This window comes from Pseudomonas sp. NPDC087626 (assembly GCF_044743405.1).
In the GTDB taxonomy this organism is placed as follows: domain Bacteria; phylum Pseudomonadota; class Gammaproteobacteria; order Pseudomonadales; family Pseudomonadaceae; genus Aquipseudomonas.
The window spans coordinates 22,112-37,290 of the sequence record NZ_JBIUWJ010000004.1 but is presented as its reverse complement, the minus strand read 5'-3'; the positions used below and the strand labels follow the sequence as shown (position 1 = coordinate 37,290).

Sequence of the window (15,179 nt, the reverse complement as noted above, 5' to 3'; positions counted from 1 at the left end):
CTGTATCCCAAACTCTACCCTTAAAACGGCTGGAATCCACCAGATTTTGACGTAACCCGACAGAACCCAAAAACGAAAAAACCCGCCAGAAGGCGGGTTTTTCGGGGGTTCCAGAGATTTTTAAAGCCTTCTCTGAAACCTTGTATGGTGCCGGCACCAGGAGTCGAACCCGGGACCTACTGATTACAAGTCAGTTGCTCTACCAACTGAGCTATACCGGCGTGTTGGGCGACGATTATAGCGATTGCTTTGCGTCTGTAAACCCCTGAATTCTGACTATTTTTGCGTAGCGCTCAGGGTCAGGCTCTGCGCAGCACTTTCTTGAGCTTTTCTACGGCTCGCCAGGAGCGGCTGTTGCGCAGGGCGTGGAGTTCGGCTTCGGCGCGGTCGGCGCGTTGGCGTTCGTTGTGCAGGGCGGTTTCCAGGTCGGTCAGGGGGTAGCTGAAGCTGTGTCCGTAGCAGAACTGGAACTCGTCGAGGTTGCACGGGGCCAGTTCGAATGCGCCCTTGAAGTGCAGGTGTTCTTCGGCCAGGTAGAAGGTGTTGAGGCCGTCGAACAGTACCGAGTGGTAACCGGCGTCGAGCAGCAGTTGTTCCCAGGTCTGGTCGCGGGTCCAGGGGGTTTCGATGAGGATGATCCAGGGGCGCCATTGGCTGAAGTCCATGCCGCGCAGCACGGTTTCCTCGTGGCCTTCGACGTCGATCTTGAGGAAGTGGATCGGGCCTTTGACGTGTTCTTCGCAGATCGAGGTCAGGGTGCGGGAGTCGACGGTATGGCTGCGCACCTCCATGCCGGCGTCGCGGTGCTGCTTGGCGACGCTGGCTTCCACGGTCGACAGGCCGGTGTCGGCGATGGCGTAGAAGGTCAGGGCCTCGGCGTTGTCGCCGGCCACGCATTGCAGGTTGATGTCTTTGGGCCGCTCCTGGCACAGGGCGTCGTGGTAGACCTGCACCGGCTCGATGTTGATGCCGGTCCAGCCGCGTTCATAAAACGCCTTGGTGACCGAGTCCACGGTGGGCTGATTGGCGCCGACGTCGATGTAGAAGCCGTTTTCGAAGTGCTTCAGGGCGCGCCACAGGCGAATGTCTTCGAAGTTCTGTGCATAGGAAATGAACGTCACTGGCGCTTCCTGTCAGTCGGCTACGGCGATTCATGGCACCCGCTGGGCGCCCGATGACTGTGTATAGCAACTGCATCTGATGCGCGCAATTGTTGGCATGTTAGAGGCCAGGATTCGGCAGTTATGTCCTTTGGTTTTAAAGCTTATGCACAACTGGCAGTTGTCTGGCGCTCTGGATGACCGATTTTTTGCAGGAATTCTCAACAAGTCGCAACTGGCTGTTTTTTCGTTCGTTTTTTAATGTGAACAAAAAATGACCAAGGACCTTTTAGCCCTAAAAGCCTTGGATCCAAAGGCCCAGATGGATTTTCATCAACAGAGTTATCCACAGGCTGTGCTGCGACAAAATGCCCCTTAATGGCGCTCGGCTAGCAGCAGCAGATTGCGCGGCGTCAGCGCACTTTCGCAGAAGGTGCCGAGGCGAACCTGGTAGCCCTGGGATTCGAGAAATAACGCGCGGTCGAGGACCAGCCACAGTTCCAGTGGGCGGCGGAACAAGCCGCGTACCAGTTCCAGGTTGCGCACTTCGGCCAGGCGTTGCCAGCCGGCGGCTTCCAGTGCCGGCCAGTCCTGGGTGCCGACTGTGGATAAGTCTTTGAGTGCGGCGAGGTCGCGGCAGTAGTCGGCGAAGGGTTTGTCCAGCCAGGCGCTGGGCAGTGACGGCGTCGGCAGGTACTGGTCCAGCCCGCGCAGTTGTCGTTGCAGCAGGTCGAAGCCCAGGCGGCGAGCCATGGAGCTGTCGCGCTGGCGTCGGACCCGGGCGCCGGCGGTCACGGTTTCGCTGAGCGGCAGGGCCAGGTCGTCCAGGGAAAGCTGCAGGCTGGAGGCTTTGCCGGCGCTGGACAGGGCTTGGTATTGGCTGGCCTGGGTGCGGTTGTAGCAGCACGGGGCGACGGCCAGTTGTGGGCAGCCGGCGGCGCTCGCCAGTTGCAACAGGCGCACGTGCAGGTCGCCACAGGCGTGCAGGGCCACTGGCGTCAGGTCGGCGCTGACCTGGGCCGCTGCATCGGCTGCCAGCACGTCTTGCTGCAGATGCCGGGCAGTCAGCCGATGGTGCTGACTCAGGGCCTGGCCGCTGGCGATCAGCGCCGGGTCATGCTCGAGGCAGGTCAGTTGCTGGCCGGCTTGCAGCAGGCGGCGGCCCAGATGGCCCTTGCCCGCACACCAGTCCAGCCAGTGCCGGGGTTGATCGGCGAACTGCAGGCAGGCGGCAAAGGCTTCGATCTGCTGCCATTTGCGCCCCGGAACGTCGACGTTCAGGCGCGGCGCGGCGGGTTGGATGGCATTGGCAGGGAATTGCGCGAGCACGCTGAGGGCCGCCGACTGCGCCGCCAGCGCCGGGAAAGGTGCCGGGGCGAGTAGCTGTTCGGGATGGTTGTGGTGGTCTTCGGCGTGTTGCAGCGAGCGCTGGCGTAACCACTGGGCCAGTTGCGGGTGGGTGGTTTCCCATGGCAACTGGCGCTGGGTAAACGGGCGCGGGCGCCAGAGTGCCTGGTGCTCGCTCAGGAAGGCATCGAGGGCGTTGAAGCGGGCGAGCAACTGCTCGCCCGTCAGCACCGACGGCTCAGCGTCCCTGGCAGGCATCGACGCGCAACCAGCGCTCCAGCAGCTTGAAACCCCGGACCAGGACGTAGGCCATCAGCAGGTAGAACATACCGGCGGCGAAGAAGATCTCCACCGGCAGGTAGGTACGGGCAATGATGGTGCGAGCCATGCCGGTCAGTTCGAGCAAGGTCACGGTACTGGCCAGGGCGCTGGCCTTGAGCATCAGGATCACTTCGTTGCTGTAGGCCGGTAGGCCGATGCGCGCGGCACGCGGCAGGATGATGTAGAACAGCGCCTTGGGCCGCGACATGCCCAGTGCCCGGGCGGCTTCGATTTCACCCGGGGGGATGGCCTGGATCGCGCCGCGCAGGATCTCGGCGATGTAGGCGGCCGTGTGCAGGGTCATGGTGGCGGTGGCGCACCAGAACGGATCACGCAGGTAGGGCCACATCGCGCTGCTGCGCACCGCGTCGAACTGCGCCAGGCCGTAGTAGACCAGGAACAGCTGCACCAGCAGGGGCGTGCCGCGGAAGAAGAAGATGTAGGCGTAGGGCAGGGCGCGCACGTACCAGAGCTTGGACGAGCGGGCGATGCCCAGCGGAATGGCCAGCAGCAGGCCGAGGATGACCGCGATGGCCACCAGTTCCAGGGTCAGGGTAGCGCCCTGGGCCAGCTTCGGCAGCCACTTGATGATCACTTCCCAGTTCATTGGTTGCTCCGGGCAAAGCCGCGAGCGGCGCGTTTTTCCAGCAGGTGCATGCCGGTCATGGCGATGACGGTCAGCCCCAGGTACATGAAGGCGGCAACCATATAGAAGGTGAACGGCTGTTTGGTCATGGTCACGCCGTTCTGCGCGTGACGCATGATTTCTTCCAGACCGATGACCGAGACCAGGGCCGTGTCCTTCATCAGGATCATGAACAGGTTGCCCAGCCCCGGCAGGGCGATACGCCACATCTGCGGCATGATCAGCCGGGTGAAGATCCGCCATTTCGACAGGCCCAGGGCCACACCCGCTTCGCGGTGGCCCTTGGGAATGGCCAGGATCGCCCCACGGAACACTTCCGTGGCATAGGCGCCAAAGCACAGGCCGAGGGCGATCACGCCGGCGGCAAAGGCATTGAGCGCCAGGTCAGGCTTGCCGAAAAACTCGCCGAGGGCACGCATCAGGTTGACGGTGCCGAAGTAGATCAGCAGCACCCAGAGCAGTTCCGGGATGCCGCGTACCAGAGTCGAGTAGGTGCCGCCAAGCCACTGCAGTGACTTGTACGGGGAAGTCTTGGCCAAGGCGCCGAGCAGGCCGAGCACCAGCCCCAGGCTTAAGGCCGTGAGAGCCAGTTTGACGGTCATCAGCGCGCCAGCGGCGAGCGCCGGGCCGAATCCTTGGAGTTCGATAATCATGGAGGTCTATTCAAGTTGCAGCAGGCTTTGCTAAAGACCGGCGCGCCGGGTGGGCGCGCCGGTCAGGCACGTCAGGATCAGTAGATGCTGAACGGGAAGTACTTGTCGTTGATCTTCTTGTAAGTGCCGTCAGCGACGATTTCCTTGATGGCGGCGTTCAGCTTGTTGCGCAATTCGTTGTCACCCTTGCGCACCGCGATGCCGATTTCGTCGCTTTCTACCACTGGGTCGCCTTTGAACTCGTAGTTCTTGCCGGCATCGCTTTTCAGCCAGTCGTAGTTGGCGTACTTGTCGGCCAGGATGCCGTCGACGCGACCGGAGGTCAGGTCCAAGTAGGCGTTTTCCTGGGTGTCGTAGAGGCTGACCTTGATGTCGTCACCGTAGGTGTCTTCCAGCCAGGTACCGGCCAGGGTCGCGCGCTGGGTGCCGATGGTCTTGCCTTTGAGGTAGGACTTGTCGGTCTTGAAGTCGACGTTTTTCGGCGCGATGAATTGCAGCTTGTTGGAGTAGTAGCGGTCAGTGAAGTCCACGGCCTGCTTGCGCTCGTCGGTGATCGACAGCGAAGACACCAGGAAGTCGAACTTCTTGGCGTTGAGGGCCGGGATGATGCCGTCCCAGTCAGAGGTGACAACTTCGCACTCGACTTTCATCTTGGCGCACAGGGCGTCGCCGATGTCTTTGTCGAAACCGACTACCTGGCCGCTGGCATCCTTGTTGTTGAACGGCGGGTAGGCCGCCTCGATGCCCATCTTGAGTTTTTCGGCAGCCATTGCGTTGGCCGAGAACACCAGGGTGGCGGCAGCGGCCAGGATGAATTTCTTGTAGTTCTGCATGCGGGTAGCTCCGTTAGCGGTTGCTGGACATGAATTGTTTGCAGCGCGCCGAAAGCGGGTTTTCAAACACCTGCTGTGGCGATCCTTGCTCTTCTACCAAGCCCTGGTGAAGGAACACAACTTCACTGGAGACCTGACGGGCGAAGCCCATTTCATGGGTGACCAGCAGCATGGTGCGGCCTTCTTCGGCCAGGGCGCGGATCACGTTTAGTACTTCCTGAACCATTTCCGGGTCAAGTGCCGAAGTGGGTTCATCGAACAGAATCACTTTGGGCTGCATCGCCAGGGTGCGGGCAATGGCCGCGCGTTGTTGCTGGCCGCCGGACAGTTGCGCCGGGTACGCGTGGCGTTTATCGGCGATGCCAACCTTGGCCAGCAGGGCTTCGGCGACTTCGATGGCCTCGGCCTTGCTCTGCCCCAGCACGCGGCGCGGTGCTTCGATGATGTTATCGAGCACGCTCATGTGCGGCCACAGGTTGAAGTTTTGAAACACAAAACCGATTTCGCTGCGCAGGCGGTTGATCTGCCGGCCGTCGGCGGCCACCAGCTCGCCGTTTTTTGCCGGCTTGAGCTTGAGTTCTTCGCCAGCCACCAGGATCTGCCCCTGGTTGGGGTTCTCCAGGAGGTTGATGCAGCGCAGGAACGTGGACTTGCCGGAGCCGGAGGAACCCAGGATCGAGATCACGTCGCCGTCGCGTGCGGTCAGCGAGACGCCCTTGAGCACCTCCAGCTGGCCGTAGCGTTTGTGCAAGTTGCGGATTTCAAGCGCGGGCGTGGCCTCAGCCATGTACGGTCCTCATTGTGTTCGGTTGTGCCTGTGCTGTTGGGCAGCCTTCCTGGCGAGGCGCCAAGCTAGCATAGCGTTGGAATGGCGGCCAACAGCCCCACGGGGTGCACACGGGAAGTGGTGCGCGGTTGTCGCATCGACGCAGCAGACTGTCGCGCCATCAACAACCGAACATCTGTTTGAAGCCATGTTTGCGTGGGGGGAGCGTAAAAAAAGGCGCGATGGTGCCAGCTTTGGCCGGGTGTTGGAAGCGCTAAGCGGACATTCGTTCCTGATCGGCACGTTTATTGTGCACCAGTGGTTTTTTCTGTGTGTTTTTGGTGCGCCGATTCATCCGGTGGCTGGATGGCACGTTAATGTTCTGGCGAAGTGCTATTAATCTCAATGACTTAGCATTGGAGCTCGGTCTTTGTGCAGGCCGCGGAATGTGAGGTCATGACACATTTTGGCGCAATTGTTTCGTGCGGAATTAGAAAGCGACAGGTTGGTTTGTTTTTGCGAGAAGCGCCGCCCTGCAATGGAATTGAGTTATCCGGAGAGGCGAAAAACGGCCGCTGTCAGGGATGACGAGCGGCCGTTCTGGTTAGCGGACTGCAGGGTTTACTCGGCCTTTTCGTCCGGTTCGCCCAGGGATTCGCGGTAGCTGTCCAGGGCGTTGCCGAAGTCGCTGATGAACTGCGGCTCGGTGAGCCAGGCCTGGGCGGTTTCGCGGTCCATGCCGTCGGCCCACATGCGGTAGTCGATCAGCATGTCGGCGGCCAGATGGGTGGCGGCCATGGCTTCGTTCTCGGCGTTTTCCATGTCGAGCAGGTCTGGGTGCTCGTTGATGATCTCGCTGAGGTTCGACAGCAGGGTCAACAGCATGTCATTGCGGCTGGTGGCCTCTGCGGCGTGCATCTTGCTGAACATCGCCAGGGTGTACTCGGGGATCGGCGCGTCCAGGTGGCCTGTCTCGTCATCCAGTGCCAGCGGCTTTCTGCCGACCATGCGGATCTGCTTGGCCTTGGCCTTGGCGCGTTTGGCGCGTTTTTGCTGTTTGTTCGGGGATGCCATGTAATTCAGTTCGCTTTCTGTTGAGTGTTGGCCGCGATGGCGTCGGACGCCGCCACGTAGTCAGCCTGGAAGGCTGGCGATTCGATCCACGCCAGGGCGCCGGCTTCGTCGGTCTCGGTGGACCATTGGCGATATTCGATGAGGGCCGCCAGGATGAAGTCCATGGCACCTTCTTCGCCTTCCTGCTCGTACACCAGTTCCAGCAGCGGGTCTTCGAGGAAGGCGCTGCACATGGCTTGCTGGCTGGTCTTTTCGGCGTCGATCATTTTCTTGAACAGCTCGGTCAGGTCGACTGACTCGAAGTCGATGCGATCGTCGTTCGGGTCCAGGTCCACCGGCGCGGCTGCGCGTTGGGTGCGGTTCTGCTTGGCCTTGGCTTTGGCGCGGGTGGCGCGTTTTTGCTGCTTGTTCGCGGATGCCATGGGCGTCGTTCCGTGTTTCGTCGAGAGGGTGCAGGCCGGTCAGCTACGGGGGACTCGCCGCCCGGGATGATCGGGGGCCAGTTCGCCATGTTGCAGCCAGGACAATGCAATGGGCCATAGTGTGGCTTGGTATGGGCTACGAAAAAAGCCGAAATGTCCGACTTGTTGCTCGCCGATGTCTTGCGGGGCGATTCGCAGGTGAGTGTTGGCACTGCGGGTGAAGTAGCCCAGCAGGCGCTCGATGGCGGCAACGGTGCCGTAGGGATCGTCGCTGAGGCTGATTGCCAGGGTTTTCGCGGTAACGGCGACGAAAGGTAGCTGGCCGACTTTTGCGGCAAGCACGCGGCCGCTGGGGCACTGCTCGAAGCGCGGCGCGGATCGGCTCCAGTCGCGCACCACGCCGGCCGGAGTGTCTTCCAGCCAGCCCAGGCGTTTGCCGGGGAAATAACCGCAGAGCCAGGTCACCAGCGGCATCACCACATGCCACTTGCCGAACATCCGCCAGCGCAGGTCCGGGGTGTAGTCGCGCCAGTAGGCAAATTGTGCACCGACGGTCACCAGGCGCCGGATCACCGGCCCCGAGTTCGCCAATCCCGCGGCACAGCCGCCAAAGCTATGGCCGACGACATCGATGGGCTGGCCAGGAAACTCGCGCTGTGCACGCTTGAGCATGGCCTCGAAGTCCAGGTGGCCCCAATCCGACCAACTGGCGTCGAGGTTTTTCAGCGAGGCTGGGCGCGACTCGCCAATACCCCGGTAGTCATAGGTGATGACGTCGAAGCCATGGGCGCACAGGTATTCGGCAAAGCGCGAGTAGTGGCGGCAACGCACCGAAGTGGCAGCGTTGATGATCACCACTGCCCGGGACTGGTCGGTGCCGGCATGCCGCCAAGTGAAACCACCCAGGGCAAAACCGTCGGCGGCGGGCTCCCGGAAGGAAGTCATAAGCGGCTTGGCCAGCAGTTCCAGCTCGATTTGAGTCGGTGTCAGTGAAGGGCTTTCCTGCAAATTCATTGGCGCGCAACCTTTGCGGGTAGCTGCCAACCATAGTCTGCCTTTGGCGGGTCGACAATCCGTCCGGTTGGTCAATGGTGTCGGTTGATCAGCCGTTGCTCGAGCATGACCCGCTCACGATCCAGTTCCGCACGCAGTTCCTCCTCGCTGGGCAGCACCAGTTTGTACTTGCTGGCGAATAGCTGTTCGTGACCTTGCAGCATGGAGTAGCGGACCACCGACTCATCCTTTTGTGCGCAGAGGATGATGCCCACGGTGGGGCTGTCTTCCGGACCGCGCTTGAGGTCGTCGTACATGCGCACGTACATGTCCATCTGGCCCACATCCTGATGGCTCAGTTCGCCACGCTTGATGTCGAAGATAACGAAGCACTTGAGCAAGTAGTTGTAGAACACCAGGTCGATGTAGAAGTCTTTGCTGTCGGTGCTGATGCGTTGCTGGCGGGCGATAAAGGCGAAACCCTTGCCCAGTTCCAGCAGGAAGCCTTGCAACTGATTGATCAAGGCTTGTTCCAGATCGGTTTCCAGCACCGAGCCGGCATTGGGCAGGCCAAGAAACTCCAGCACCACCGGGTCGCGGATGAAATCCCGGGGGGTGGCTGGCAGTTGCTGGATATGGGTCGCGGCTTCCTGCTTCACGGTCGAGCGATCGCGGCTGGCCAGCAGGCGCTCGTAGTAGAGCGTGCCGATCTGGCGCTCCAGGGCCCGGGTCGACCAGTTCTGGGTGGCGGATTCGATCATGTACCAGTGGCGGGCGTGGTCGTTTTCGACGCGTAGTAAGGCGCGGTAATGGGTCCAGCTCAATTCGTGACGCAGCGCGTCACAAATTGGGAATGCCTGGTAGAACAGGCGCATGTAGCGAAGGTTTGAGCTGTCGAAGCCTTTACCAAACTCCGCCGTCAGCACACTCGCCAGCGTCGCCAGCAGTTGCTTGCCATAACCCGCTCGCTTGGCGCCTTGCTGCTCGAACTCGACGATATGCCGCCCGATCTGCCAGCAGGTCTGCACCTGGGTGGTATCGACTGCGCGCAATACTTTGCGCCGCGCCTCGCGGATCAGGTCGCCGAGATTACCCAGCAGTGAGGCAAGTTGTGGCTCCTGGGACTGAGGTTCGATGGCGCTCATGAGGGGCTCCGCGTTGGGAAGAACAGGCGGGAGAGCTTCTCAGTCGTGGGGTGGGACTGGATGCAGGGCGGGGCCTGGAAGTCTGCAGGAAAGACCTGTAGTTGCGCTGGAATCCAGCCATAGGGGGCGAAGTTCGACAGGTGAGTCCTGTAGTCCTTTTCGTGGTGGGCTCAAGTTCAAATCAGTCTGAAACTTGGCCGTGCTGGCGGAAATCGAAAAGGGATAACGATTGGGTTCTACAGAACCCGGGAGTTGTCATCATGAAACGTGTTCGTTTGTTCCTGTTACCACTCGCGGCGGTCGGTTTGTTGCTGTTCCCCGTACTGGCGCAAGCCGCCAGTTATGAGCCGATCGACAGCGCCGGGGTGCAAGCCCAGCCACAGCAGCAAAACGGGATTACCTACCTGTCAGGCGGCATCGGCCTCGACGAGTCCCGAACCATTGAGCAAGCCCAGGGCTACAACCTGCACATGACCTTTGCCGTGGGCCCGCAGAACCAATACACCGCCGATGTCGATGTAGTGGTGCAAAAGGCGCCAGGGCAAGCCGTGCTGACGCTGGATAACGCCGGTCCCCTGGTCTACGTGAAGCTGCCCGCCGGCAAGTATTCGGTGATCGCCACGCGCAATGGCGAGGAGCGGCGTGATACCGCAGATGTTGGCAGTGGCGGGGCAAGTAATCTGGTCTTTCACTGGAATGATGCCCAGTAGCTGCCTGCAGCCGTCCCGGCCCTGTCACTGAGGACAGGGCCGTGGTGGTTCAGGGTTTGCCAGGCGCGTCTGGTGCCGCCAGCCTGATGGAGAGGATGACCGCACTGGGTACTTTGACCTTGATCTCCTGATCTGCAAATGACCACTTGATCACGCTAAGGCCACCCATCGACCAGACCACGTGAACGTGGTTCAGGGCGCAATCGTCCTTGACTCCATAGCTCTCGATCGCCTGGTATTTCTCGCAGAGCTCTTTGCTCAGCAGTACCTGCTCTGCCTGATAATTGCCGAGCCCCAGGGCGCTGATGATTTTCCCGGGCAGGACGCTCCAGGTATTGGCCCCAAACATCAGCAGGAGGGCCAGCAGTGGGCTGACGATCAGCACATGGCGCTGGTTTTGCCGGATCACGGCTGTAATGACCGTGAGGAGTATCAGCAAGGCCAAAAAGCACACGGCCATGAACGGGTATTCGCCCAGGGTTTTGACCATCCCGGGGGCTCCCCTGGCCAGGGCTGTCGTTGCCAGCAGTGCGACGAGGTTGCCGGTAAGGAATGTCAGGAAGGCTGTGATGGCGAACTTCAGCCAGCTATAGGACGGTAGTTCGTAGTTTTTTTGCAGGGGTAGGCCGAACGCGATGCCGATCACCAGTGGCCCGGCCAGCAAGCCGAGGGTAAAGGCGTGGCCGTCCTGTAAAAAATACAGAGCCAGCCACAAGACGGCGAGGCTGCAGAACCCGGGGGCGAAAAAATAGCGGTTGATCAGGCGTCGGTCGAGATTTGTCTTGGGAGTGTTGCCGTTGATTCGATACTTCAGCTCTTCATCCACGGGTTTGTCGCTGAAGAATACTTCTGACCAGATCCACCCGGGGGCGGTGAAGCCAAAGCCGATCAGCAGCACGATGACGCACCCCATGATGGCTGCTGCCGCCAGAAGCGATACGAAGCCGAACAGGTCGAAGTCGGGGTAGAAGTGGTTTTGGCCGAAATAGATCAGGAAGATCAGGAAGCCGAAAGCCAGGGAGGCGAAGTGGAACAGTTTCCAGTTGTGCTTTTCGATGAACTGGAAAACCTTGTCCAGGGCCTGGAAAGGTTCGGATGGGCCGGGGTTGCCCGTGGGTTGCCTGTCCATGCGTAGAGGTGTCCTTGTGAAGATGCGGGTACGGCGACGGGCTATTTGAGCATCTTCAGTTTTCTACGGGCATAAAAAAACCCTGAATCTTGCGATTCAGGGTTTTCGGTATTTGGTGCCCAGAGACGGAATCGAACCGCCGACACGGGGATTTTCAATCCCCTGCTCTACCGACTGAGCTATCTGGGCAACGGGGCGCATTAAACTGGTTTTTCAGGGGGTCGTCAAGCAAGTTTTCAAAAAAATTTTAATTATTACCGTCGCTTACGATCCGACCCCGGTATCTACGCAATTACTCAGCAGGCGGCACGTAGCCTTCGGCTTTGGCGTAATCCTCGCCGGAGAAGAACTTGTCCATCTCGCCCTGAAGATATTTGCGGTCTTCGGCGTTCATCATGTTCAAGCGTTTTTCGTTGATCAGCAGGGTCTGGTGTTTTTGCCAGTCGGCCCAGGCCTTTTGCGATACGTGGTCAAAAATGTCCTGGCCTTTGGCACCCGGGAAGGGCGCGCGCTCCAGGCCCGGCAGTTCTTCGTTGTACTTGCGGCACATGATGGTGCGGGTCATGACGACTCTCCTGCGTTCAATACGTCGGCCGCGCGCTTGAGCAGTTTTTTCACCGGGGCGGCGAGGCCCAGGCGCGGCGGGGTGGCGAGGTTATACCAGAGCCAGTCGGCCTCGGCCACGTGATGGCCGGCCTCCTCGACCTGAACCAGCCAGGGTTCGATGGCCAACTGGAAATGACTGAAGGTGTGGATCAGGTTCGCCAGCTCGGTGTGTTTGCCCAGTTGCAGCGAGTGTTGCAGGGCCAGGTGCTCCAGGTCGCCGAGATCATCCAGCTCCGGCAGGCTCCATAAACCGCCCCAAAGGCCGGTGGAGGGGCGCCGGTAAAGCAGGATGGCGCCGTCGCGGTTGGCCAGCAGCGGCATCAGCGTACGTTTCTGGGGTACGGTTTTGCGCGGCTTGGGGATCGGGTAGCGGGTTTCCAGGCCGAGCATGTGCGCTTCACAGCCCTTTTCCAGCGGGCACAGCAGGCAGCTTGGCTTGCTGCGGGTGCAAAGCGTGGCGCCCATGTCCATCATCGCCTGGGTGTAGGCGTTGACGCGGTCGTGGGGGGTGAAGCGTTCGGCGGTGGCCCACAACTGCTTGGCAACCTTGGGCTCGCCTGGATAACCCTCTTGTGCGGTAAAGCGCGCCAGCACCCGCTTGACGTTGCCGTCGAGGATCGGCGCCCGCAGGCCCATGCTCAGGCTGGCGATTGCGCCCGCGGTGGACAGGCCGATGCCCGGCAGGTCGGTGAGTTTTTCCACATCCTGGGGGAATTCGCCGCCGTACTGCTCGACGATGATCTTCGCGGTCTTTTGCAAATTGCGCGCGCGGGTGTAGTAGCCCAGCCCGGTCCACAGGTGCAGCACTTCATCTTCCGGTGCGGCGGCCAGGTCCTGGACCGTGGGCAACGACGCCATGAAACGGTCGAAGTAGTTCAGCACAGTGCTGACCTGGGTCTGCTGCAGCATGATTTCCGAGACCCACACCCGGTAGGGGGTGATGCCCTGTTGCCAGGGCAGGTCATGGCGGCCGTGGCGGTCGTACCAGTCCAGCACCGCCGTTGAAAATTGCTCGGCTCTCATCGCTTGAACAGCCCCTTGAGCGCGTTCTTCAGTTCCGGGCTGACTTTGTCGCCGAGTTTTTCATCGATTTTCTCACTGAGCTTGTCGCCGGCCAGTTTGCTGGCGACCTGGCCGAGGCGCTCGTTGTCCAGGCGGCAGGCCTTGGCGCCGAGTTCCAGGGGGCCGCGGCAGCGCAGCGGCCACTCGATACCGACGAATTTCTCGCCAACCTGGCAGGCCGGGTCCGGCATGTCGCGCTGGTCGCCTTCGACAATGATGCCGACGCGGTAATCCATGCCCAGCACGCGCAGGTCGACGTCGCCGTTGCCGTTGACGGTCATCCCCGGGATACGCACTTTCAGGTCTGGATTGCTGGCGACGCCATTACGCAAGGTCAGGTTGCCCTTGAGTTCCTGGAACGGCGTGTCCTTGCCCCGTGGCTCGCCGCTGAGGGTCTTGCGGTTGAGGGTGGCGATGCCTTTGCACAATTGCTGTTCGAGGTTGGCGTTGAGCAGCACGCCATTGTTGATGACGAAGCTGGCGTTGCCGTTGAGGCTGTCGATCAGGGTTTTCTGGCTGTTGCCGTTGGCGGTGAGCTGGCTGTTGAGCGTGATCAGGCCCTTGACCGGTGGGTTTTTGCCTTGGCTCTCGAGAATTTTTTCCGCAGGCACCCGGTTGATCGCTGTCTGCATGCTCAAGGCCGGCACCGGCTGGCGCACATCGAGGGTGCCCTTGGCGTTGAAGGTGCCGTTGTACAGCTCGCCACTGAGGTTTTGCAGGGTCAGCAAGCCACCCTGGCCGGTGGCCTTGAGGGCGGCGTTGTGGATTGGCAGTTGGCTGAGGGTCAGTTGGCCGAAGGTCAGGTCGGCGTCGAGGTCGAGCTTACTCAGGCGCTCGGCCGGGATCAGCTTGTCGTTACTCCACGCACCCTTGGTCGGGGCGTTCGGCAGGGGCGTGCTGCCGGCGCCGGCCAGGGCATCGGCTTCGGTGCTGCTGACTTCCGCCTGGCGGGCCACCGCTGCACTGTTGGCATCGGCGGACTTGGGCGGCAGGTAGCGATCAGCGTTGAAGGTGTCGGCCTTGAGCTGCACGCGCAGCGCTTGCTTGGCGAAGTCCTCGACGGCGATGCGGCCACTGAAGGTGCTGTCGTCGAGTTTCAGGTTGATGTTGTCCAGCGACAGGCTGGTGGGGGTCGCGGCCAGGCGGCTGACCAGTTCGACTTTGCTCAGGCTGCCCTCGGCCATGGCCGGGAGTTTCTGGCCGATGCTGTCGACAAACTTGGCCAGGTCGAACTGGGCGATCGACAGGGCGCCGCTGATTTGCGGGGTCTTGTCGAGGTCATTGGCCTTCAGTTCACCGAGGGCGCGCAATTGATTGACGGACAGCTTGATGCCCGTCCATTCGGCGACGTTCGCCGCTTTATCGAGGAATACCTGCCCTTGGGCGGCAAAGGTTACGGCCTTGCCTTGCAGCGGTTCTCCGGTCAGTTCGCCTGACAGTTTCATGTCTTCGAACTTGTAGCGCTGCAGCGCGCGTTCGAAGCGCAGTTCGCCATTGAGCTCGGTGCGCACCCGCAGTGCGGGTTGGTTACTGGCGAGGAACGCGGTCAACTTGACGTCGATATTGGTCGCATCGTGCACGGGACCGGTGCTCAGCTGGATGCTCTCGGCGGTGAATTGCTTGCCGGTGCGCTCGTCGGTGTACTCCACCCGGGCGTTATTGACGGTCAGGCTGTCGATATCGAGGCGAATCGGCTGGGCGGGTTTCTCTGTCGGGACCGGAGCGCTGGCAGTGGTGTCGCTGCTGGTCGCCGCTACCTCGGGCTGGCCCGCGACCGGCACGGCCTTGCCGATGTCTTCCCAGTTGCCGTGGCCATCCTTGTCGCGGTTCAGGCGCAGGTTCAGGCCTTCGACCCGGACATCGCTCATCTGTACTTCGCGGCGCAGCAACGGCAGGACCCGCACCGAAAGACCGAGCATCTGCAGGTCGGCGAACGGTGCCTTGGGGTTGCTCAGGGTCGCGACACTGGCTTCGTGCAGTTCCAGGCCGAGCCAGGGGAACAGGCTCCAGCCGATGTCGCCATTGAGCGTCAGCTCGATGTGGGCCTTGTCGCGGGCAATCTGGCGAATCTCGTCTTTGTAGTCATTGGGATCAAAGAAGTGGGTCAGGGCAAAGCCCAGGGCCACAATGACCAGCAACAGCCCGAGAAGTACCAGACCCAGGATTTTGCCGAACGCTTTCATGGGGCGAGTCCTTGTAGAGAGTCGAATTCGAAATTTAGCGGGGGAGTATAGCGCTCCGAAACTGACGACTGGTCAGTGACTGGTTTTTCTCTCACGGGCAAATGGTAATCTTCGCCCGTCCGCCTGCCTCGCTGCGACCGGTTGTCGCGCCAGACGCACCCTCACTCGATAAAACGGCCATGCCAATGT

Annotated in this window: 15 protein-coding genes and 2 tRNA genes; 1 reads left to right on the top strand and 16 read right to left on the bottom strand. The window is 61.0% G+C overall.

What is annotated here, in order from left to right:
• Positions 1–145: 145 nt before the first annotated feature.
• From ACIOVD_RS04935 to ACIOVD_RS04885, 11 genes are all read right to left on the bottom strand, one after another.
• Positions 146–221: transfer RNA gene (locus ACIOVD_RS04935), tRNA-Thr, on the bottom strand.
• Positions 222–299: 78 nt separating this feature from the next.
• Entirely contained in the window at positions 300–1,121 is an 822-nt protein-coding gene (locus tag ACIOVD_RS04930; protein ID WP_401126418.1) for an FkbM family methyltransferase, read from the bottom strand.
• Between the two features lie 354 nt (positions 1,122–1,475).
• A complete protein-coding gene (locus tag ACIOVD_RS04925) occupies positions 1,476–2,705 on the bottom strand; it encodes a methyltransferase (protein ID WP_401126417.1) in 1,230 nt (409 codons plus the stop codon).
• Positions 2,686–3,375, bottom strand: coding sequence for an ABC transporter permease (locus ACIOVD_RS04920; protein WP_095167402.1), 690 nt, complete (start codon positions 3,373–3,375; stop codon positions 2,686–2,688). Before ACIOVD_RS04920 ends, ACIOVD_RS04925 begins: the two co-directional genes overlap by 20 nt.
• On the bottom strand, positions 3,372–4,067 hold the full coding sequence (locus ACIOVD_RS04915) for an ABC transporter permease (RefSeq protein WP_159993188.1): 696 nt from the start codon (positions 4,065–4,067) through the stop codon (positions 3,372–3,374). The genes ACIOVD_RS04920 and ACIOVD_RS04915 overlap by 4 nt, the downstream gene beginning before the upstream one ends.
• 77 nt (positions 4,068–4,144) lie before the next feature.
• Complete coding sequence (locus tag ACIOVD_RS04910; protein WP_095167398.1) at positions 4,145–4,900, bottom strand: ABC transporter substrate-binding protein; 756 nt, start codon at positions 4,898–4,900, stop codon at positions 4,145–4,147.
• Positions 4,901–4,913: 13 nt separating this feature from the next.
• Complete coding sequence (locus ACIOVD_RS04905; RefSeq protein ID WP_095167396.1) at positions 4,914–5,687, bottom strand: ABC transporter ATP-binding protein; 774 nt, start codon at positions 5,685–5,687, stop codon at positions 4,914–4,916.
• 600 nt (positions 5,688–6,287) lie between these two features.
• On the bottom strand, positions 6,288–6,740 hold the full coding sequence (locus ACIOVD_RS04900; protein ID WP_159993196.1) for a hypothetical protein: 453 nt from the start codon (positions 6,738–6,740) through the stop codon (positions 6,288–6,290).
• Between the two features lie 5 nt (positions 6,741–6,745).
• A complete protein-coding gene (locus ACIOVD_RS04895) occupies positions 6,746–7,162 on the bottom strand; it encodes a hypothetical protein (RefSeq protein WP_095167392.1) in 417 nt (138 codons plus the stop codon).
• 39 nt (positions 7,163–7,201) lie between these two features.
• Positions 7,202–8,176, bottom strand: a complete 975-nt coding sequence (locus tag ACIOVD_RS04890) for an alpha/beta fold hydrolase (RefSeq protein ID WP_401126413.1) — start codon at positions 8,174–8,176, stop codon at positions 7,202–7,204.
• A 71-nt stretch (positions 8,177–8,247) separates the two neighbouring features.
• The gene (locus tag ACIOVD_RS04885) at positions 8,248–9,300 is read right to left on the bottom strand and encodes a YhcG family protein (protein ID WP_401126411.1); all 1,053 of its coding nucleotides are present in this window, start codon (positions 9,298–9,300) and stop codon (positions 8,248–8,250) included.
• Positions 9,301–9,560: 260 nt separating this feature from the next.
• Between ACIOVD_RS04885 and ACIOVD_RS04880 the strand changes: the two genes are divergently transcribed.
• Positions 9,561–10,010, top strand: a complete 450-nt coding sequence (locus ACIOVD_RS04880) for a hypothetical protein (RefSeq protein ID WP_095167388.1) — start codon at positions 9,561–9,563, stop codon at positions 10,008–10,010.
• A 49-nt stretch (positions 10,011–10,059) separates the two neighbouring features.
• Here ACIOVD_RS04880 and ACIOVD_RS04875 read toward each other — a convergent pair whose 3' ends face one another.
• From ACIOVD_RS04875 to ACIOVD_RS04855, 5 genes are all read right to left on the bottom strand, one after another.
• Entirely contained in the window at positions 10,060–11,139 is a 1,080-nt protein-coding gene (locus ACIOVD_RS04875) for a hypothetical protein (protein WP_401126409.1), read from the bottom strand.
• Between the two features lie 113 nt (positions 11,140–11,252).
• Positions 11,253–11,328 (bottom strand) — tRNA-Phe (locus tag ACIOVD_RS04870).
• Between the two features lie 103 nt (positions 11,329–11,431).
• On the bottom strand, positions 11,432–11,704 hold the full coding sequence (locus tag ACIOVD_RS04865; protein WP_095167384.1) for an oxidative damage protection protein: 273 nt from the start codon (positions 11,702–11,704) through the stop codon (positions 11,432–11,434).
• The gene (gene mutY / locus ACIOVD_RS04860) at positions 11,701–12,768 is read right to left on the bottom strand and encodes an A/G-specific adenine glycosylase (RefSeq protein WP_159993204.1); all 1,068 of its coding nucleotides are present in this window, start codon (positions 12,766–12,768) and stop codon (positions 11,701–11,703) included. The genes ACIOVD_RS04865 and mutY overlap by 4 nt, the downstream gene beginning before the upstream one ends.
• A complete protein-coding gene (locus ACIOVD_RS04855) occupies positions 12,765–14,990 on the bottom strand; it encodes an AsmA family protein (RefSeq protein WP_401126406.1) in 2,226 nt (741 codons plus the stop codon). The genes mutY and ACIOVD_RS04855 overlap by 4 nt, the downstream gene beginning before the upstream one ends.
• Positions 14,991–15,179 lie beyond the last annotated feature (189 nt).

What these genes read in the sequence shown, in the direction of transcription:
- ACIOVD_RS04910 (WP_095167398.1), bottom strand. Translation starts at nt 4,900, where the DNA reads ATGCAGAACTACAAGAAATTCATCCTGGCCGCTGCCGCCACCCTGGTG.
- ACIOVD_RS04900 (WP_159993196.1), bottom strand. Translation starts at nt 6,740, where the DNA reads ATGGCATCCCCGAACAAACAGCAAAAACGCGCCAAACGCGCCAAGGCC.
- ACIOVD_RS04880 (WP_095167388.1), top strand. Translation starts at nt 9,561, where the DNA reads ATGAAACGTGTTCGTTTGTTCCTGTTACCACTCGCGGCGGTCGGTTTG.
- ACIOVD_RS04925 (WP_401126417.1), bottom strand. Translation starts at nt 2,705, where the DNA reads ATGCCTGCCAGGGACGCTGAGCCGTCGGTGCTGACGGGCGAGCAGTTG.
- ACIOVD_RS04885 (WP_401126411.1), bottom strand. Translation starts at nt 9,300, where the DNA reads ATGAGCGCCATCGAACCTCAGTCCCAGGAGCCACAACTTGCCTCACTG.
- ACIOVD_RS04875 (WP_401126409.1), bottom strand. Translation starts at nt 11,139, where the DNA reads ATGGACAGGCAACCCACGGGCAACCCCGGCCCATCCGAACCTTTCCAG.
- ACIOVD_RS04865 (WP_095167384.1), bottom strand. Translation starts at nt 11,704, where the DNA reads ATGACCCGCACCATCATGTGCCGCAAGTACAACGAAGAACTGCCGGGC.
- ACIOVD_RS04855 (WP_401126406.1), bottom strand. Translation starts at nt 14,990, where the DNA reads ATGAAAGCGTTCGGCAAAATCCTGGGTCTGGTACTTCTCGGGCTGTTG.
- ACIOVD_RS04890 (WP_401126413.1), bottom strand. Translation starts at nt 8,176, where the DNA reads ATGAATTTGCAGGAAAGCCCTTCACTGACACCGACTCAAATCGAGCTG.
- ACIOVD_RS04920 (WP_095167402.1), bottom strand. Translation starts at nt 3,375, where the DNA reads ATGAACTGGGAAGTGATCATCAAGTGGCTGCCGAAGCTGGCCCAGGGC.
- mutY (WP_159993204.1), bottom strand. Translation starts at nt 12,768, where the DNA reads ATGAGAGCCGAGCAATTTTCAACGGCGGTGCTGGACTGGTACGACCGC.
- ACIOVD_RS04905 (WP_095167396.1), bottom strand. Translation starts at nt 5,687, where the DNA reads ATGGCTGAGGCCACGCCCGCGCTTGAAATCCGCAACTTGCACAAACGC.
- ACIOVD_RS04895 (WP_095167392.1), bottom strand. Translation starts at nt 7,162, where the DNA reads ATGGCATCCGCGAACAAGCAGCAAAAACGCGCCACCCGCGCCAAAGCC.
- ACIOVD_RS04915 (WP_159993188.1), bottom strand. Translation starts at nt 4,067, where the DNA reads ATGATTATCGAACTCCAAGGATTCGGCCCGGCGCTCGCCGCTGGCGCG.